The 18,509-nt window shown below is 74.0% G+C and carries 18 protein-coding genes and 1 riboswitch; of the genes, 6 read left to right on the forward strand and 12 right to left on the reverse strand.

The features are described 5' to 3' along the window. Positions 1-2: 2 nt before the first annotated feature. The gene (locus QE405_RS09010; RefSeq protein WP_307199895.1) at positions 3-1,208 is read left to right on the forward strand and encodes an ABC transporter ATP-binding protein; all 1,206 of its coding nucleotides are present in this window, start codon (positions 3-5) and stop codon (positions 1,206-1,208) included. A gap of 491 nt (positions 1,209-1,699) precedes the next feature. On the opposite strand, the gene QE405_RS09015 is transcribed toward QE405_RS09010, so the two are convergent. The 8 genes from QE405_RS09015 to QE405_RS09050 all read right to left on the reverse strand — a co-directional run bounded on the left by QE405_RS09015 (position 1,700) and on the right by QE405_RS09050 (position 8,466). Further along, entirely contained in the window at positions 1,700-2,389 is a 690-nt protein-coding gene (locus QE405_RS09015) for a DUF1707 SHOCT-like domain-containing protein (protein WP_307199897.1), read from the reverse strand. A 45-nt stretch (positions 2,390-2,434) separates the two neighbouring features. After that, positions 2,435-4,204 (reverse strand): phosphomethylpyrimidine synthase ThiC, encoded by a 1,770-nt coding sequence (gene thiC / locus QE405_RS09020; RefSeq protein WP_307199899.1) that lies wholly within the window; start codon positions 4,202-4,204, stop codon positions 2,435-2,437. Further along, positions 4,201-5,058, reverse strand: coding sequence for a bifunctional hydroxymethylpyrimidine kinase/phosphomethylpyrimidine kinase (gene thiD, locus QE405_RS09025; protein WP_307199901.1), 858 nt, complete (start codon positions 5,056-5,058; stop codon positions 4,201-4,203). The genes thiC and thiD overlap by 4 nt, the downstream gene beginning before the upstream one ends. Next, positions 5,055-5,657, reverse strand: a complete 603-nt coding sequence (locus tag QE405_RS09030; RefSeq protein ID WP_307199903.1) for a thiamine phosphate synthase — start codon at positions 5,655-5,657, stop codon at positions 5,055-5,057. The genes thiD and QE405_RS09030 overlap by 4 nt, the downstream gene beginning before the upstream one ends. Further along, positions 5,654-6,427 carry a thiazole synthase gene (locus tag QE405_RS09035; protein ID WP_307199906.1) on the reverse strand — a complete coding sequence of 258 codons (774 nt, stop codon included), beginning with the start codon at positions 6,425-6,427 and terminating at the stop codon, positions 5,654-5,656. Before QE405_RS09035 ends, QE405_RS09030 begins: the two co-directional genes overlap by 4 nt. After that, entirely contained in the window at positions 6,424-6,624 is a 201-nt protein-coding gene (thiS, locus tag QE405_RS09040; RefSeq protein ID WP_307199908.1) for a sulfur carrier protein ThiS, read from the reverse strand. The genes QE405_RS09035 and thiS overlap by 4 nt, the downstream gene beginning before the upstream one ends. After that, the gene (locus QE405_RS09045) at positions 6,599-7,825 is read right to left on the reverse strand and encodes an FAD-dependent oxidoreductase (RefSeq protein WP_307199910.1); all 1,227 of its coding nucleotides are present in this window, start codon (positions 7,823-7,825) and stop codon (positions 6,599-6,601) included. Before QE405_RS09045 ends, thiS begins: the two co-directional genes overlap by 26 nt. Then, a complete protein-coding gene (locus QE405_RS09050) occupies positions 7,825-8,466 on the reverse strand; it encodes a thiamine phosphate synthase (RefSeq protein ID WP_307199912.1) in 642 nt (213 codons plus the stop codon). Before QE405_RS09050 ends, QE405_RS09045 begins: the two co-directional genes overlap by 1 nt. Further along, a riboswitch (TPP riboswitch) is annotated at positions 8,464-8,574 on the reverse strand. Its footprint overlaps the gene before it by 3 nt. Before the next feature lie 121 nt (positions 8,575-8,695). Between QE405_RS09050 and QE405_RS09055 the strand changes: the two genes are divergently transcribed. Then, positions 8,696-10,420, forward strand: a complete 1,725-nt coding sequence (locus QE405_RS09055; protein WP_307199914.1) for a fumarate hydratase — start codon at positions 8,696-8,698, stop codon at positions 10,418-10,420. Positions 10,421-10,483: 63 nt separating this feature from the next. Here QE405_RS09055 and QE405_RS09060 read toward each other — a convergent pair whose 3' ends face one another. Continuing rightward, positions 10,484-11,059: a DUF1990 family protein gene (locus tag QE405_RS09060; protein WP_307199917.1), complete on the reverse strand. Its 576-nt coding sequence runs from the start codon at positions 11,057-11,059 to the stop codon at positions 10,484-10,486. Positions 11,060-11,149: 90 nt separating this feature from the next. On the opposite strand from QE405_RS09060, the gene QE405_RS09065 reads away from it, so the two are divergent. After that, positions 11,150-11,368: a hypothetical protein gene (locus tag QE405_RS09065; protein ID WP_307199919.1), complete on the forward strand. Its 219-nt coding sequence runs from the start codon at positions 11,150-11,152 to the stop codon at positions 11,366-11,368. Positions 11,369-11,403: 35 nt separating this feature from the next. Here the strand turns inward: QE405_RS09065 and QE405_RS09070 are convergent, their stop codons facing one another. Together QE405_RS09070 and QE405_RS09075 are read right to left on the reverse strand one after the other, a co-directional pair. Further along, entirely contained in the window at positions 11,404-12,921 is a 1,518-nt protein-coding gene (locus QE405_RS09070) for an HNH endonuclease signature motif containing protein (RefSeq protein ID WP_307199921.1), read from the reverse strand. An 88-nt stretch (positions 12,922-13,009) separates the two neighbouring features. Beyond that, the gene (locus QE405_RS09075; protein ID WP_307199923.1) at positions 13,010-13,489 is read right to left on the reverse strand and encodes a DoxX family protein; all 480 of its coding nucleotides are present in this window, start codon (positions 13,487-13,489) and stop codon (positions 13,010-13,012) included. Between the two features lie 239 nt (positions 13,490-13,728). Between QE405_RS09075 and QE405_RS09080 the strand changes: the two genes are divergently transcribed. Genes QE405_RS09080 through QE405_RS09090 form a run of 3 tightly spaced genes read left to right on the forward strand, consistent with a single transcriptional unit; the run spans position 13,729 to position 16,345 of the window. Then, positions 13,729-14,217, forward strand: coding sequence for a hypothetical protein (locus tag QE405_RS09080; RefSeq protein ID WP_307199926.1), 489 nt, complete (start codon positions 13,729-13,731; stop codon positions 14,215-14,217). Between the two features lie 9 nt (positions 14,218-14,226). Next, a complete protein-coding gene (locus tag QE405_RS09085; protein ID WP_307199928.1) occupies positions 14,227-14,898 on the forward strand; it encodes a spermidine synthase in 672 nt (223 codons plus the stop codon). Between the two features lie 46 nt (positions 14,899-14,944). Then, the gene (locus tag QE405_RS09090; RefSeq protein WP_307199929.1) at positions 14,945-16,345 is read left to right on the forward strand and encodes a class II fumarate hydratase; all 1,401 of its coding nucleotides are present in this window, start codon (positions 14,945-14,947) and stop codon (positions 16,343-16,345) included. On the opposite strand, the gene QE405_RS09095 is transcribed toward QE405_RS09090, so the two are convergent. Further along, positions 16,290-18,506 carry a heavy metal translocating P-type ATPase gene (locus QE405_RS09095; RefSeq protein ID WP_307199932.1) on the reverse strand — a complete coding sequence of 739 codons (2,217 nt, stop codon included), beginning with the start codon at positions 18,504-18,506 and terminating at the stop codon, positions 16,290-16,292. The genes QE405_RS09090 and QE405_RS09095 overlap by 56 nt on opposite strands. Positions 18,507-18,509 lie beyond the last annotated feature (3 nt).

An 18,509-nucleotide genomic window follows, 5' to 3' on the forward strand; every position in this document is an offset into this window, starting at 1 on the left:
TCGTGGCCGGCATCCAGATCAAGAACATCGTCAAGAAGTACGGCGACGGCTTCCCGGCCGTCAACGACGTCTCCATCGACATCGCGGACGGGGAGTTCGTCATCCTCGTCGGCCCGTCGGGCTGCGGGAAGTCGACGCTGCTGCGGATGATCGTGGGCCTGGAGGACATCACCTCCGGCGACATGATCATCGGCGACAAGCGCGTCAACGACCTCGCGCCGCGCGACCGCAACCTGGCGATGGTGTTCCAGAACTACGCGCTCTACCCGCACCTCACCGTCTACGAGAACATCGCGTTCCCGCTGCGGCTGGCCGGCGCCTCGGACTCCGAGGTCGACGCGAAGGTCAAGGAGGCGTCGAAGACGCTCGAGCTCGACGAGCACCTGCAGCGCAAGCCCGGCAACCTGTCCGGTGGTCAGCGCCAGCGGGTGGCGATGGGTCGCGCGATCGTGCGCGACGCCGACGCGTTCCTCTTCGACGAGCCGCTGTCGAACCTCGACGCCAAGCTCCGCGGCCAGATGCGCAGCGAGATCGCGCGGCTGCAGAAGAAGCTGGGCATCACGACGGTCTACGTGACGCACGACCAGACCGAGGCGATGACGCTCGGCGACCGCGTCGCGGTGCTCAAGCGGGGCGTGCTCCAGCAGCTCGCCTCGCCGCGGGAGCTCTACGAGAACCCGGGCAACCTGTTCGTCGCGGGCTTCATCGGGTCTCCCCCGATGAACTTCCTGCCGGCCGAGGTCGAGGGCACCAGCGTCAAGCTGCCCTTCGGCACGGTCGAGATCCCCGCGGACAAGGCCGAGAAGGCCGCCGGCAAGGGCCTGCTCATCGCGGGCATCCGGCCGGAGGCGTTCGAGGACGCGTCGCTCGTCGACGAGGCCCGCGCCGGTGGGTCGACGTTCTCCGGCAAGGTCGAGTTCGTCGAGTGGCTGGGCAGCGAGACCTACGCCTACCTGCCGTTCGAGGCGCCGCCGGAGGTCCAGAAGCAGCTCGAGCAGCTGGAGAAGGACCTCGACGGCGACTCGCTCCGCACGCAGCTGGTCATCAGCCTCGACGGCGCCAGCCGCGTCCGGGAGGGCGACCAGGCGGAGATCTGGGTCGACACGTCCAAGATGCACCTCTTCGACCCGGCGACCGGCGAGAACCTGACGGTCGACCTCGCCAACGCGGGCCGCATCCCGGCGCGCGAGTCGGGCGTCCCCGCTTGACCCACCCGGCACCGCAGCGGGCCGTCCTCGACGTACGTCGTCGGGGGCGGCCCGCTTCGTCATGCGCGTCGAGGTGGGTCGTACGCCGCGGCAGGTGCGTCGAGTTGTCACGTACGCCGCGGCAGGTGCGTCGAGTTGGGTCGTACGGCGCGGCAGATCCCTCGAGTTGGGTCGTACGGCGCGGCGGATCCCTCGAGTTGGGTCGTACGGCGCGGCAGATCCCTCGAGCTGGGTCGTACGGCGCGGCGGATACGTCGAGTTGCACGAAGTGCCCGACGGGCCGAGCCGGCCCGCGGTCACGCCCACCGGGGCGTTTCACCCACCTCGATGCGAACGCCGCGCCGTTCGACCCAACTCGACGCCGACGCCGCGCCGTTCGACCCAACTCGACGCCGACGCCGCGCCGTTCGACCCAACTCGACGCCGACGCCGCGCCGTTCGACCCAACTCGACGCCGACGCCGCGCCGTACGACCCAACTCGACGCGACGATCAGCGGCCGCCGAGCGGTTTCCGCTTCCGCTTGCGCTCGCCGGGCATGGGCTTGCGGACGACGGAGACGCCGCCCATGAGCGCGACGCCCTTGACCCGCACGATCGGCGAGTTCTGGTCGAGCTGCGCCTCGACGCGGTCACGGTCCTGCGCGAAGCCGCCCATGATGCCGACGCCGTCGACGATGACGTGGGTCCAGGCGTTCACCGTGATCTCGACGCCGCCCATGCACGTGTTCGCGTGGATGGTGACCTCGCGCTGCGCGAACCTCGCCTCGCGCAGGTCGATCTCCGCGCCACCCATCAGCGTGAAGACCGAGTGCGTGGCCCCGATCTCCCAGACCCCCTTGCGCTCGACGCCGCCCATGATGGCCACGCTCGAGGGGTAGTGGACGACGGGCACCGCCGACCCCGCCGCAGCCTTCTCGAACGAGACCGGCGCCGGACGCGTCGGAGCCCCCGACACGCCGTAGGGCACCACCGGCGTCCCCGGCGAGGTCGGCGCCTCGCCGGGGATGTCGGCCACGATCGGCACGAGGTCCGCGTAGACCTTCGCCGCGTAGGTCGCCTCGAGCCGCTCCTCGAGCTCGTCGGTCTCGAGACGCCCCTCACCGGCGGCCCCCTGGAGCAGCTCGGCCACCTTGTGCCGGTCAGCGTCGGAGATGCGCAGCTGCGACGGGTCGGTCGTCATGGACCCAGCCTAGGCAACCCGCGACCCGCGGCATACTGACGTCTGTCACCGACCCCCGACCGCACGGCCGGCGCCGACCGCACCGTCGACGTACACCGTGCCGCCGAGCTCGACGAACTCCGCCGCCTTGGCGCGCATGCCCGCGGCGGCCTCCTCAGCGGCCTCCTCGGCGGCCTCCCCGCCGCCCGCCCCGAACCGGTCGCGCACGTCCTGGCTGATCCGCATCGAGCAGAACTTGGGGCCGCACATCGAGCAGAAGTGCGCCGTCTTCGCCGCCTCGGCCGGCAGCGTCTCGTCGTGGAACGCCTCGGCGGTCACGGGGTCGAGCGACAGCGCGAACTGGTCGCGCCACCGGAACTCGAACCGCGCCTTCGACAGCGCGTCGTCCCACGCGCGCGCCCCGGGGTGCCCCTTCGCGACGTCGGCCGCGTGGGCGCTCAGCTTGTAGGTGATGACGCCCGTCTTGACGTCGTCGCGGTCCGGGAGCCCGAGGTGCTCCTTCGGCGTCACGTAGCAGAGCATCGCGGTCCCGTGCATCGCGATCGTCGCCGCGCCGATGGCCGAGGTGATGTGGTCGTAGCCCGGCGCGACGTCCGTCGCCAAAGGCCCCAGCGTGTAGAACGGCGCGCCGTGGCACCACTCCTGCTGCAGCCGCACGTTCTCCTCGACCAGGTCGAGCGGCACGTGGCCGGGCCCCTCGACCATGACCTGCACGTCGTGCTCCCACGCGCGCACCGTCAGGTCGGCGAGGGTGCGCAGCTCGGCGAGCTGCGCGGCGTCGTTCGCGTCGGCCACCGACCCCGGCCGCAGGCCGTCGCCGAGGCTGATGCTGACGTCGTACGCCGCGAGGATCGCGCACAGCTCGTCGTAGTGCTCGAAGAGGAAGTTCTCGCGGTGGTGCGCGAGGCACCAGCCCGCCATGATCGACCCGCCGCGCGACACGATCCCCGTGACGCGCTCGGCGGTGAGCGGCACGTGGCGCAGGAGCACGCCCGCGTGGATGGTCATGTAGTCGACGCCCTGCTCGCACTGCTCGACGACGGTGTCGCGGAACACCTCCCACGACAGCCGGTCGGCCTCGCCGTCGACCTTCTCGAGCGCCTGGTAGATCGGGACGGTCCCGATCGGGACCGGCGCGTTGCGCAGGATCCACTCGCGCGTCGTGTGGATGTCGTCGCCCGTCGAGAGGTCCATGACGGTGTCGGCGCCCCATGTCACGGCGTGCGTGAGCTTGTCGACCTCCTCGGCGATCGAGCTGGTGACCGCCGAGTTGCCGATGTTGGCGTTGACCTTCACGAGGAAGCGCCGCCCGATGACCATGGGCTCGGCCTCGGGGTGATTGACGTTGAGCGGGATGATCGCGCGCCCGGCGGCCACCTCGCTCCGCACGAGCTCCACGTCGCAGTTCTCGCGCGCCGCGACGTACCGCATCTCCGGGGTCACGACACCCGCCCGTGCGTAGTGCAGCTGGGTGACCCGACGCCCCGGGACTGCACGCCGCGGCGTGCGCCGCTCGCCGCGCCACGCCGCGCTCGCCTCTCCGCGCCGCACCGCGGCCCGGCCGTCGTCGCTGAGCCGGGCGGCGCGGCCGGCGTACTCCTCGGTGTCGCCCCGCTCGACGATCCACGTCGCGCGCAGCGGCGGCAGGCCGACCTCGGGGTCCGAGCCGGGACCGGCGGTCGTGTAGCGGTCGAAGGTCTCGCCGTTCGTCAGCGCGACGCGGGTGACGGGCACCTGCACGCTGGTGCCGTCGGGGCCGGGCGGGCCGTCGACGAGCACGCGGGAGTGGGCGGGGTGGACGGGCTGGCTGGTCATGCGGGTTCTCCTGCCGGGTCGGGTTGGACGTGGGCGACGGGGCCGCGGCCCCGTCCGAGGCGCCAGGGTGCGGAGCGCACGAGCTGGTGGGTGGTGTACGCCGCGGCGCGGTCGGCCGCGGAGGCGAGGCCCTCGCCCCGGGCGAGGTGGGCGGCGAGGGCGGACGCGTAGGTGCAGCCCGAGCCGTGGTCGTTGCGCGTCGCGACGCGCGGATGGCGCAGGGCGCGCGGCTCCGCGCCGGGCAGCGCGAGCCAGTCGGTGCAGCACCGCGCGTGTTCGTCGTGGCGCGGATCGGGGCCGCCGGTGAGCAGCACCGCCGCGCCCAGCAGGGCGAGCTCGCCGGCCAGGTCCCGCGCGGGCGTGCGGTCGTCGGAGGGGCGGGCGAGGAGCGCCCGCGCCTCGTCGACGTTGGGCGTGACGACGGTGGCGACGGGGAGCAGCGAGGAGACGTACGCCGCGACCACCGCCGCGTCGCCCAGCACCGCGCCGCTCGTCGCGACCAGGACGGGGTCGACGACCAGCGGACGCGACGGCGACCCGGCCAGGAGCTCCGCGACGAGTGCGACGACCGCGGGCGAGCCGAGCATGCCGGTCTTCACCGCGGCCAGCGGGAGGTCGCCGAGCACGGCGTCGACCTGGGCCGCGACCACCGCCGGGGGCACCGGGTGGACGGCGTGGACGGCCGTCGTGTCCTGGGCCGTGACCGCCGTGACCACGCAGGCCCCGTGCACGCCGAGCGCCGCGAACGTCGTGAGGTCGGCGGCGGTGCCGGCGGCTCCTCCGGAGTCGGTGCCGGCCACGCTGAGCACGACGGGCGGCGTGCCCGTCGCGGAGACGTGCCGGGACGCGCTCACGCCGCCGCCCCTCGGGGCTCCCGCGGACGGGCGAGGGCCGCGAGCAGGGCGGCCACCTCGGCGGCGGGGTCCGCCGACCGCATCACCGCCCCCATGACCGCGACGCCGTGGGCACCGGCCGTCGTGGCCGCCACGGCGGTGCGGGCGTCGATGCCCCCGAGCGCGAGCACGCGGGTGGCCGAGCCGGCGGTGAGGCGCCGCGCCGCGGCGTACGTCGCCGGCGGGAGGGCCGGTCCGTAGCCCGGCTTGCTCGCCGTCGCCGCGAACGGTGACAGCGTCACGTAGGAGGCGCCGGCCGCCACGGCGGTCGCCACCTCGGCGAGGTCGTGGCAGGAACGGCCGACGCCGGTGCCGGGCTGGCCGGCCGCCAGGTGCACGCCGTGGGCGCCCGGCACCAGCGTGCGGGAGGCCAGCACCGTGAGCCCGGCGACGTCGCGGAGGCGCGCGACGAGGGCGGCGCGCTCGGCGAGGGCGAGGTCGTGCTCCCGCACGACGACGGTGCGCAGCCCCGCGGCCGCGCACTCGCGGACGGTCCGCACCAACCCCCGTCCGAGGCGCAGCTGCGCGCGGTCGGTGAGGAGCACCAGGTCGCCGCTCACGCGCTCACCCGCCCGAGGGTGGGGCTGGACGCGCGGGCGACGGTACGGCGCGGGATCCGCCCCGCGCCCCACGCCGCCCGGCCCGCCTCGACCGCCAGGCGCAGCGCGCCGGCCATCGCCACGGGGTCGGCGGCCCGCGTCACCGCGGAGGCCGCGAGCACGGCGTCGCACCCCAGCTCGAGGGCCAGGGCGGCGTCGCTGGGCGCGCCGATGCCGGCGTCGAGCACGACCGGCACGGCGCCGCCGACGGCGGCGACCACGGCCTCGACGGCACCGGGGTCGACGACACCCATCCCCGAGCCGATGGGCGACCCCAGGGGCATGACGGCCGCGCAGCCCACGTCGACGAGCCGCCGCGCGACCCCGACGTCGGTGGTCGTGTAGGGCAGCACCGTGAACCCGCGGCCCACGAGCTGGGCGGCGGCGTCGACGAGCTCGACGACGTCGGGGAGGAGCGTCGCGTCGTCGGTGACGACCTCGAGCTTCACCAGGTCGGTGCCGAGCGCCTCCCGGGCCAGCTCGGCGGTGAGCACCGCCTCCCGCGCGCTGCGGCAGCCGGCGGTGTTGGGCAGGACCGGTACGCCGCGGCGCACGATCGCCGCGAGCAGCCCGGCCTCCGCCCGGGACGACGTGCGGCGCACGCTCACCGTCACCATGCCGGGCCGGGCCGCGTCGAGGACGGGGTCGAGGAGGGCCGGGTGCGGCAGGCCTCCGGTGCCGAGGAGGAGCCGGGACGACAGCACGGTCCCGGCGACGACGAGGTCGCTCATCCGCCCTGCACCGCCGTCACGATCTCGACGACGTCGCCGTCGGCCAGCGGGGTGTCGTGGTGGTCGGCGCGCCGCACGACGACACCGTTGAGCGCGACGGCGTGGCCGGCGGGGTCGCCGACCGTGACGGCGACGAGGGCGGCGACGGTGGTCGCCTCGGTGGGGGTGGGTTCACCGTTGAGCGCGAGCAGGGGCACGGGTGTCTCCTTCGGTGCGGGATGCGGTGGGCCCGTCGGTGGGCCGGTCGGTGGGCCGGTCGGTGGGCCCGTCGGTGGGCCGGTCGGTGGGGGCGAGCAGGTGCGTGAGGCGACGGGGGTCGAGCGCGGGCTCGGGCGGGACGTCGTGCTCCACCTGGTCGGCGACGAGGCGGGCGACCAGCGGGGCGAGCAGCACGCCGTGGCGGAACAGCCCGGCGGCGAGGAGCAGGCGGGGGGCTCCCGGTCCGGCGTGACCGGGGGCCGGGCCCACGAGCGGCAGGTGGTCGGGGGTGGCGGGCCGGTCACGGGCGGTGGCCTCGACGAGCTCGGCCCGCTCGAGGCCGGGCAGCAGCGTGCGGACGGCATCGAGCAGGCGTGCCACGCCGCCGACGGTCACGACCGGCGGTGCGTCGTGCTCCTCCGAGGTCGCTCCCACGACCACCTCCACCGCGGCGGGCGCGGTCCTCGAGCACGCGTCCACCGGCCGCAGCCGGTCCGCGGGGCCGCGCGGCACGACGTACACCGGTTCCCCCCGCACCCAGCCCCGCAGGACGCGCGTCGGCGGGTCGTCGGTGCGCAGGCGCAGCACCTCGCCGCGCACCCCCCGCACCAGGGGCGCCCACGGCCCGGGCAGGACGGCGCCGGTGGCGACGACCTCGACGTCGGGCCGGAACCCGTCGGACACCGTGGCGGCCACGGTGGCGGCCACCGGCACGCGGGCGAGGAGCGCCGCGACGACGGCCCGCGGGTCGACGGCGTGGTCCTCGGGGAGGTGGAGACCGCCGGCCACCCGTCCCACGGTGGGCTCGTGGTGGCGCACGTCCGCGGCCGTCCACGGCTCGGCGGCCCGGCCGAGACGCGCGAGGAGCGCCGCCTGGCGCTCGACCTGCTGGAGGTCGCCGTGGTCGTGACCGACGAGGAGCGTGCCGCGGGGGTGGAGGTCCACGCCGAGACGCGACGCCCAGGCGGGCCACTCCCCCGCGCTCCGCACGCCGAGGTCGAGGAGCACCTCCTCGCCCCACCACACCTCGGCGGAGGGGCTGAGCATGCCGGCGGCGGCGTACGACGCGCCCGAGCCCGGCGACGGGTCGACGACGCGGACGACGTGACCGCGCCGGGTCAGCTCGTCGGCGACCGCGAGCCCCACGATGCCGGCGCCGCGCACGAGGACGCGCGTGCCGCTGCGGCCCTGCGCGCTCATCAGACGGCTCCGAGCAGGGCCTCCGCGGCGTCGATGGGGTCGGGTTGTCGCCACACGGAGCCGATCACCGCGACGCCGTGGGCGCCGGCGGCCACCGCGCCGCGGGCGAGGTCCGGGCCGATCCCGCCGATGGCGACGAGCGGGAGCACGCCGGCGGCGCGGCCCACCGCGTCGACGCCGAGCGGGTCGGGCAGGCCCGGCTTCGAGGTGGTGGCGGCGACCGGGCCGAAGCCGGCGTAGTCCGCGCCGGCCGCCCGTGCCGCCACCACGGCGTCGCGGTCGCGGCAGGTGGCCCCGACGAGGAAGCCGGGCGGGGCGGCGCGGTCGGCGATCGCGCGGGCACGGGCCACGGGTAGGTCGTCGGCGCCGAGGTGGATGCCGTCGGCCCCGGCCGCGAGGGCGACGTCGAGCCGGTCGTTCACCAGCACGGGAGCGCCCGCCCCTCGGGTGGCCGCCAGCACGGCGGTGGTGAGGGCCAGGAGCTCGGCGGTGGTGGCCTCCTTGGCCCGCACCTGGAAGCCGACGGCTCCCGTGGGACCGAGGGCGGCGAGGTCGCCGACGAGCTCGAGCTGGTCGGACGGGGCGACGATGATGGTCAGGCGCGGCACTCCGGTGGCCGCGCCGCTGCGCACAGCGGACACGAGAACGCTCCTCACTTCCTGCGCCGGCATGACCCGGATCAGGTTCGACGGTCGGAGCGGCCTCAGCCCCATCTCAGCCCACTGCCGTGGACTCCCGTGGTGGAATGCCCGCCACCGTACGCGGGTCGTCCCGCGGGCTGTCAAGGGCCCATGTCCGAGCCCGGCGCACCGGCAGGTGAGGTGAGCCTTACCAACTGCCGACCGGACGGCGGGGCTACGGTGCGTGTCCGTGAGCACCTCCGGACTCCCCGCCCCGGGCGACGACTTCCGCTACTCCGACCTCCTCCCGATCGGGCCCGACACGACGCCGTACCGGCTCGTGACGACCGAGGGAGTCAGCACGATCGAGGTCGACGGGCAGACCTTCCTCAAGGTCGCGCCGGAGGCGATCCGGCGGCTCACCGCCGAGGCGATGCACGACATCTCGCACTTCCTGCGGCCGGCGCACCTGGCCCAGCTGCGGAAGATCATCGACGACCCCGAGGCCAGCGGGAACGACCGCTTCGTGGCGCTCGACCTGCTCAAGAACGTGAACATCTCCGCCGGCGGCGTGCTGCCGATGTGCCAGGACACCGGCACGGCCATCGTCATGGGCAAGAAGTCCGAGGGTGTGCTCACGGGCATCGACGACGGCGAGGCCATCAGCGCGGGCGTGTACGACGCCTACACGCAGCTGAACCTGCGCTACTCGCAGCTCGCCCCGCTGACGACGTACGAGGAGAAGAACACCGGCACCAACCTGCCGGCGCAGATCGAGGTCTACTCGACGCCGCAGGCCGTCGGTCCCGACGGCAAGGGCAAGCCGGAGTACAAGTTCCTCTTCATGGCGAAGGGCGGCGGCTCGGCCAACAAGTCGTTCCTGTTCCAGGAGACGAAGGCGATCCTCAACCCGAAGCGGCTGCTGGAGTTCCTCGACGAGAAGATCCGCTCGCTCGGCACGGCCGCCTGCCCGCCCTACCACCTCGCCGTCGTCATCGGCGGCACGAGCGCGGAGTTCGCGCTGAAGACGGCGAAGTACGCCTCGGCGCACTACCTCGACGACCTCCCGACGGAGGGCTCGATGGCCGCCCACGGGTTCCGCGACACGGAGCTCGAGGAGGAGGTCTTCAAGCTGACGCAGGGCTTCGGGATCGGCGCGCAGTTCGGCGGCAAGTACTTCTGCCACGACGTCCGCGTCGTCCGGCTCCCCCGCCACGGTGCGTCCTGCCCCGTCGCGATCGCAGTGTCGTGCTCCGCCGACCGCCAGGCGCTCGGCAAGATCACGCCCGACGGCGTGTTCCTCGAGCAGCTCGAGACGGACCCGGCCCAGTACATGCCCGACGCCGGCACCGCCGAGGACATCGAGGGCGGCGAGGTCGTCGCGGTCGACCTCAACCGGCCGATGAGCGAGATCCTGGCGCAGCTGTCGCAGTACCCCGTCAAGACGCGCCTGTCCCTGACCGGTCCGCTCGTCGTGGCGCGCGACATCGCGCACGCGAAGATCCAGGAGCGCCTGGACGCCGGCGAGGAGATGCCGGACTACCTGAAGAACCACCCCGTCTACTACGCCGGCCCGGCGAAGACGCCCGAGGGCATGGCGTCGGGCTCGTTCGGTCCGACGACGGCGGGGCGCATGGACTCCTACGTGAAGTCGTTCCAGGCCGCGGGCGGGTCGATGGTCATGCTCGCCAAGGGCAACCGCTCGAAGCAGGTCACCGAGGCGTGCAACGAGCACGGCGGGTTCTACCTCGGCTCCATCGGCGGCCCCGCGGCCCGCCTCGCCCTGGACTGCATCAAGAGCCAGGAGATCATCGAGTACCCCGAGCTCGGCATGGAAGCCGTCTGGAAGATCGAGGTCGAGGACTTCCCCGCCTTCATCGTGGTGGACGACAAGGGCAACGACTTCTTCACCGACCCGTCGGGCGCGGTCACCGTGCCGCTGAGCGGGATCCGGGTGCGCTCGCGGGAGAAGTGAGCGGCTGTCCGGCTCGCTCGACGGCGTGCGGCCCCGCAGGGGTCTCAGGGCGTCCCAGGGGTCTCAGGGCGTCTCGAGCGCGGCGAGGTAGCGGCGGGTCATGATCGCCTGCGCCGTCGACGTGAGCGGACCGCCGAGGCGCGCCAGGCGCGACGCCGGGCGGGAGAACGCGTCGACGGTGAAGCGGACGACGCCGTCGTCGGCGATCGACAGCACGAACGACTCCTCGCCCTCCTCCGGGTGCCCGGGCAGGGTCCCGTAGGCGAAGCCGCGACGGTCGTCCTCGTCCGCGACGTCGACGATGCGCACCGGGGCGTCGACGCCGACGAAGCCCACGACGGGCAGCGCGAGACGCACGACCGCCACGGTCCCGACGGTGAGGCTGCCGCCGTCCGCCCGTACGGCGGCACCCGACCGCCGCTGCACCTGCCAGTCGTCGAGCGCCGCGACCGCCGCCTCGAAGTGGTCACGACCGTGGCCGACCACCCGTGCGGCCCGCAGGCGCTGGTAGCCGGGGGGTGGCTCCTCGCCGTCGAGCGTCGTGCCGAGCCTGTCGGCGACGTAGGTCAGCTCGGCCGCACGCAGGCGGGCGGCCTCGGGCTCGTCGAGCGGTCGGAACGTGCGCGCGCGGGGAGACACGCCTGCGATGGTGCCACGGGGGTGGTGCTGCTGGGTGGTGTCGCCGGCCGGCGTACCCGGTGCCGGCGCACCCGGCCGTAGGGTCCACCCGTGGACGACGTGACGGTGACGCTCACCCAGGACGAGGCGCTGGTGGTGTGGGCTGCTCTGCGCCGGTGGAACGACTCCGATGCGCTCGACGGACTGCTGCTCGACGGTGAGCCGACCGCGCTGCACCGCCTGCTAGGCGCGTTGCGTGACACGCTCGCCGCAACGGAGGGCGTCGAGCCCTCCCAGGTCGGCGCCGCGCGGAGCCGGCTCGCCGGCTGACCTCAGGGGAGGCGTTCCTGTCCTGACCGGTCTCGTCACGTTCGCCGGGTGAAGCGGAGCTTGCCGGTGCCGAGTCTCTCCACGAGGTAGAGCGGGTCGTGCACCAAGCGGTGGTGCTGGTCACAGAGGAGGCAACCGTCGTCGACGTTGGTGTGGCCGCCGGCTGACCACGCGGTGAGGTGGTGGGCCTGGGTCTGGTGGGGTGGTCGGTCGCAGCCCTCGGCGGCACAGCCACCGTCCCTGATGGCCATGGCGGTGCGCATCGCCTTCGTGTGGAAGCGGGCCATGCGCCCGAGGTCGAGGACCTCGCTCGTCGTGCCGAGGACGGCGGGGATCAGGCCAGCCTCGCAGGCCAGCCGTCGCGCCTCGGCCGCGCTGATGGCGCCGCCGCTGTCGAGGGACGCTGCCGCCAGGCCGCCGAGGAGTGACTCCAGGGTCATGGTGACGACGACGGTCGCGCCCGTGCCGCCGGTGCTCGGGAGGTCCTTCTGGTCGAGCATCTCGAGCAGGCGCTGGAACGCCTGGCCGTACCGCTCCGGCGTCGGACGCCCGGCAACGAAGCGCTGCGCGGGGTCGTCGGCGGTGCCGAGGTGCTTCGGGGCTGCATAGGCGTCGAGGGCCTTGCGGAGCATGGCCCCGTGGAGCTCGGGCAGGGTGAACCGTCCGTGCACCGTGCCGTGGCCGTCCGACGTCATCGAGAATCGTGACGCGGCCCGGGCCTCGCGTTCTTCGCGTTCGAGCAGCGCCGCTTCGTGCGCCTCCCCGACCTCGGGAGCGATGACCGTGAGGATCCTCTTTCCGATGGCGCGGAGGGCACGGGCGTCGTGGTCGACGGCGAACCCGACCAAGGTCTTCTCCGCCTCCAGCCGCAGCTCAGGAGCCAGGTCCTCGGGCAGCGCGTCGAGGGCCTTCACGATGACGTCGGTCTGCTCGGTGCTCACCGACCCGGCTTCGCACGCCGTTGCCAGGTGAGTCCGATAGCGGCCCGTGTCCGCGGCGACTGCGTCACCGATCCGCGCGAACCGGTAGGCGTCGCGCCGGGTGCTCGCCGTCGCGTTCGCCAGCCACACGGCCGAGGTGGATGCCCCGTTGCTCCGGTGGAGCTCGACCTTCTCGGCGTGCTGCACCAGCACCGCCACCAGCGCCGAGGCCCGCCCGACGAGCCGATGGGCGTCGACCAGCGCGATGCCGGTCTGCGGGGCGCTCAACCAGCCGAGCCCCGCGCGACCGTCAACAGCGAGCACGTCGGTGGCCACCCGGATCGCCTCCAGCAACGGATGCGCCACGTCGACCGCAGCAGTGCCCGGATCCGACGAGACACCCGGCACCACCCACCCGGGCTCCGGCTCCGCCGCGGGCTGAGGCGCGTCGTACTGCTCCTCACCGCGCGCGACGACCCGGCACCCGCGCGTCGCCTCGACGGGCCACTCACCCGTCGCGAACGCGTGCTCCAACCAGTCCGGCTCCGGTGGGTCCACCAGGAAGTCGGCAGGCGGCTCCGGCACCGGTGGCCCGACGCCATCGGCGTCACCAGAAGAGCTGACCCCCGTCATGGCGACCACTCAACCCGAGCCCACCGACAGTTCTGGGCGCCCCCGGCCGACCGGACGTCCGACTGTGGACGAGCACCCCGACACGAGCTCAGCGCACGCCGGCGTCCTCCCGCACGGCGGTCTCGGCACGGGCGCCGCGACGAGCGCCGGCAAGGGCTGCGTCGACCGACAGCCGGCCCGGACCGACAGCGGCCAGCACGAGACCCAGCGCACCGAGGGCCGCGACCAGCTCCCAGCCGCCCTCACCGACGAAGACGGTCGTGCCGCGGTGGGCGAACCAGAACGCACCCGCGAGCACGAGGGCGACGAGCACCCCGGCGACCGGGGTGAGGAGACCGAGCAGCAACAGGGCGCCCCCGACGAGCTCGACCCCGGCCGTGAAGGTGGCGGCGGCGTCGGGCACCGGTACCCCCAGGGCGTCGAACCCCTGGCCGGTAGCGTCCAGCCCGTTGGTCGACACCTTCTGCCAACCGTGGGCGATGAGCACGACACCGGTGACGAGGCGGACGAGCAGGAGCACGGCGTCCTGGACGACGGCAGGTGCGGGCGTGACGAGACTGCGGAACACGAGAACCTCCGAGATAGGTTGACAGTTCAAGCGATTACGCTAGCGGCCGGTCCCAACTCGGGACGCCCCGCTGGGTAACGGCCGCGTAAAGGCGTTCGATCAGCAGGTGTCCGGTCGGGCAGGGTGCGGTCATGGGTCAGCCTGCCGCCAAGGTCGTTCGTCGACTCGCACGGGCACGTGAGCGGGACGGAGCCGTCCGGCTCCGATTCCGCGGACGCTGGCGACCCACGTGGGGATACGTGCTGGCCCTCACCGACACCTGGGTGGTCGTGCAGGTGCTCACGGACGGCTACTACCTCGACGAGGTCGCGCTCCACCGCCTGCAGGACCTCGAACGTGTGTCGAAGGACCCGGTCCCCGACTTCACCCGACGCGTGGTCGACGGCCTCGGGGTGCCCGTCGCGACCTTCGACGCCGCGCCGGACGCGACCCTCACCACCCTGCTGCGGCAGATCGCAGAACGGGGCGAGCTGGTGATGCTGGACAAGCGGGTGGCCCCTGACTACGTCCAGGTCGAGGTCGGCAACATCCTCAGCGTGGGCAAGAAGCACCTCGTGCTGCACGCCATCGCCGGCGACGGGACCTGGGCCGCGGGGCCCGGACGGCGCGCACTGGCGCGGATCGAGCGCGTCAGCTTCGGCGGGCGCTACCTCGCAGCCATCCAGCGCTTCGGGCACCCGACCCCACCCCGCAGCACCGGCACGTCACCCCCTGACCCCCACCCCTAGGCTCGCCCCGTGCCCCCCACCGACAACACCGGAGATGTCGCCCGCGCCACCTCCCCCCGCGGCGAGGTCGTGCTCCGCCGTCGCGAGGACGGCGCGTACGAGCTGCGCGTCAACGGCGTCTTCGTCATGGACACCGTCGAGACGACGAGCGAGCGGCTCCTCGCGGAGGCGGCGCTCGCCCAGGTCGAGGCGCCCGAGCGGGTGCTCGTCGGCGGTCTCGGGCTCGGCTACACCGCCCACGCCGTGCTCGCCGACCGGCGCGTGGCGCACCTCGACGTCGTCGAGATCGAGCCGGCGGTCGCCGCCTGGATGCGGGACGGCACGATCCCCCACGGGCCGGCCCTGCTCGCCGACGCGCGCCTCCGGGTGGTCGAGGCCGACGTGGCGACCGTGCTCGAGGAGGCACCGGACGCGTCGTACGACCTCGTCCTCCTCGACGTCGACAACGGCCCCGACAACCTGGTGCACGGCGAGAACGCGGCGCTCTACACCGCCCCGGCGCTCGGCGTCGTCGCCCGCGTGCTGCGGCCCGGCGGCACCGTCGTCGTCTGGTCGGCCACGCGCTCCCCCGCGCTGACCACCGCCCTCACCGACGTCGTCGGCGCGGCGGAGGAGCGGGAGGTCGAGGTGCCCGCCCACGGGCGGGTCGGCAGCTACTGGCTCCACCTCGCCCGCCGCTGAGACGGGCGGCGCCTGCCCCCACCGCGACGGGCGTAGCCTCGGCAGCATGGCTGAGAACCAGGATCAGGACCAGTTCCGTGTCGAGCACGACTCCATGGGCGAGGTGAAGGTCCCGCGGACCGCGCTCTGGCGGGCCCAGACGCAGCGGGCGATCGAGAACTTCCCGATCTCCGGGACCACGCTGGAGCGCCGCCACATCCAGGCGCTCGCGCTCGTCAAGGCGGCGTCCGCCGCCGTCAACGTCGACCTCGGCGTCATCACCCCGGAGCAGGGGGAGGCGATCCAGGGCGCCGCTGCCGTCATCGCCTCGGGCGACGTCGACGCCGACTTCCCGCTCGACGTGTTCCAGACGGGCTCGGGCACCAGCTCCAACATGAACACGAACGAGGTCATCGCCTCGCTGGCCGCCCGCTCCGGTGTCGAGGTCCACCCCAACGACCACGTCAACGCCAGCCAGTCCAGCAATGACGTCTTCCCGACGTCCATCCACGTCGCCGCCACGCTCGCGGTCGTCGAGGACCTCGTCCCCGCGCTCGACGTGCTCGCCACCTCGCTCGAGGTCAAGGCGGGCGAGTTCGCGGGCCTCGTGAAGTCCGGCCGCACCCATCTCATGGACGCCACCCCGGTGACGCTGGGGCAGGAGTTCGGGGGGTACGCCGCGACCGTCCGCTACGCCGCCGAGCGCCTCGGCGCGGTGCTCCCCCGCGTGCGCGAGCTGCCGCTGGGCGGCACCGCCGTCGGCACCGGGATCAACACGCCCCCCGGCTTCGCCGCCGCTGCCATCACCACCCTGTCCGAGGCGACCGGCCAGCCGTTCACCGAGGCGCGCGACCACTTCGAGGCCCAGGGCACGCGCGACTCGCTCGTCGAGCTGTCCGGCGTGCTGCGCACCATCGCGGTGGGCTACACGAAGATCTGCAACGACCTGCGCTGGATGAGCTCCGGTCCCACGACGGGCCTCGCCGAGATCCACCTGCCCGACCTGCAGCCCGGGTCGTCGATCATGCCGGGCAAGGTGAACCCGGTGCTGCCCGAGGCCACGCTCATGGTCGCCGCCCAGGTCATCGGCAACGACGCCGCGATGACCGTCGCGGGTCTGTCCGGCAACTTCGAGCTCAACGTGATGCTGCCCGTCATGGCGCGCAACGTGCTCGAGTCGATCCGCCTGCTCTCGACCTCGTCGGTGCTCCTCGCCGAGCGCTGCGTCGACGGCATCACCGCCGACGCCGACCGCATGCTCCGGTACGCCGCCTCCTCGCCCTCCGTCGTCACCCCGCTCAACAAGCACATCGGCTACGAGGCCGCCGCGAAGGTCGCGAAGAAGGCCCTGGCCGACGGCGCGACGATCCGCGAGACGGTGCTCGCGCTGGGCTACGTCGAGCGGGGCGAGCTCACCGAGGAGCAGCTGGACGCGGCGCTGGACCTGGAGTCGATGACCCACCCGTGATCCGGTAGCGGGTGACCCGCGAGGAGTTGCCCACCACCGCGATCGACGACGCGTTGTGGAGCAGCGCGGCGAGGACGGGCGAGAGCCCGCCTCCCGCGCTGACCACGAGGCCCACGGCGTTGACCGCGATCGACATCCCGTAGTTCTGCTGGATCACGTCGACGGCCCGCCGCGAGAGGTCCCGCAGGTCGAGCAGCCGGTGCAGGTCGTCGCCGACCAGCGCGACCTGCGCCGTCTCCAGTGCCACGTCGGTGCCCCCGAGGCCCATCGCGATGCCCACGTCGGCGAGCGCCAGGGCCGGGGCGTCGTTGGTGCCGTCGCCGACCATCGCGACCGTGTAGCCCTCCGCCTTGAGCGCGCCGACCAGGTCCTGCTTCTCCTCGGGCATGACCTGGGCGCGCCACTCCGTGATGCCCAGCTCCGCGGCGACCGCGGCCGCCGTCTGCGGGTGGTCACCGGTCAGCATGACGATGCGCTCGACCCCGTCGGCCCGGAGCGCCTCGACGACGTCGCGCGCCTCGGGACGCACCGTGTCCCGCAGGCTGACGAGCCCGGTCAGGCGCCCGTCGACGGCCAGCAGCAGCGGGGTCTCCGCCTCGCGCTGCAGCCGTGCCACCCAGCGTGCTGCGTCCTCCCCGACCGCCACGCCCTCGCGGGCCAGCAGGGTGTCGCTGCCGAGCAGGAGCGTGCGCCCGTCGGCCCGGGTGCGCATGCCCAGGCCGAGCAGCACCTCGCACTCCTCGTGCTCGGGGATCGCGATGTGGCGCTCCTCCGTGGAGCGCACCACCGCCTGCGCCAGCGGGTGGCGGGAGTGGATCTCGGAGCTCGCCACGTAGGCCAGCACCTGCTCCGGGGACCACTCCTCGTCGAAGGACACGACGTTGGTGACGACCGGCCGGCCCACCGTGAGCGTGCCCGTCTTGTCGAAGACCACCGCGTCGACCCGGGCGGCGGCCTCGAGGTGCGACCCGCCCTTGACCAGGATCCCGCGGCGCGCCCCGTTGCCGATGGCGGCGCTGATCGCGGTGGGGGTGGCCAGCCCGACCGCGCAGGGGCACGCGACGAGCAGCATGGTCATGGCGCGCCGTACGTCGCGGGTCACCAGGAACGTCGCCCCCGCGAGCGCGAAGGACGCGGGCACGAAGCGGCGCGAGAAGCTCTCGCCGACCGTCTGGATGGGCGCGCGGTCCTCCTGCGCCAGCTCGACGCGCGTGATGATGCGCCCGATGGCGGTGTCGCGCCCCACGGCGGTCGCACGCACGACGAGGCGGCCCTTCATGAGGACGCTGCCCGCGTGGACGCGCGCGCCCGTCGCCACCGAGACGGGCAGCGTCTCGCCCGTGATGGCGGACTGGTCGAGCACCCCGTCACCCTCGACGACGACGCCGTCGACGGGGATGGCGACGTGCTCGTGCACGACGACCTCGTCGCCCACCGCGAGGCGGTCGATGTCGACCAGCGTCTCCGTGCCGTCCGCCGCCCGCACCCACGCGTCCGCCTGGGTGCCGGTCAGCAGGTCACGGATGGCGTTGCGGGTGCGGCGCAGCGTGAGGTCCTGCAGGTACTCACCGATGTTGAGCAGCCACAGCACCGTCAGCGCGACGACGTTCTCCCGCAGCACCAGGCTCGCCAGCGTGGCGGCGGAGACCAGGGCGTCGGTGCCGGCGGCGCGCCCACCGGCGAGGCTGCGCAGGCCGCCGCGGAGGAACGGGTAGCCCGTGAAGATGGTGACGCCGGTCGCGAACGTGCGGCTCGTCGGTCCGAGCACGGGCGGCCGGCGCAGCACGTAGCGGCGGCCCCCGAGGAGGAGCAGCGCCACGCCGCCGACCACCATGCGGGCCAGGTCGCCGTTCGAGACCTCCGCCGAGCGCGGCAGGCGCGCGGGGACCGCGGGGGCCGACGCGACGGCCGCCGCACCGATGGCGCGGGCCAGCGCCGCCAGGTCGCAGCGACCCGGTCGGAACCACACCACGACCGCGCCCGTGCGCGGGAAGGCGTGGACCGCGCGGACGCCCTCGACGAGGTCGACGGCGTTCTCGACCGCCACGGCACGGGCGTCGGAGTGCCGGATGCCGGCGACCGCGAAGCGGACCCGACCTGCGCCGGCCGCCAGGGCGACCTGCTCCACCGTCGACGCCGGGGCGCCGCTCCGGTCCGTCACGCG

Source organism: Nocardioides zeae, from assembly GCF_030818655.1.
In the GTDB taxonomy this organism is placed as follows: Bacteria; Actinomycetota; Actinomycetes; order Propionibacteriales; family Nocardioidaceae; genus Nocardioides; species Nocardioides zeae_A.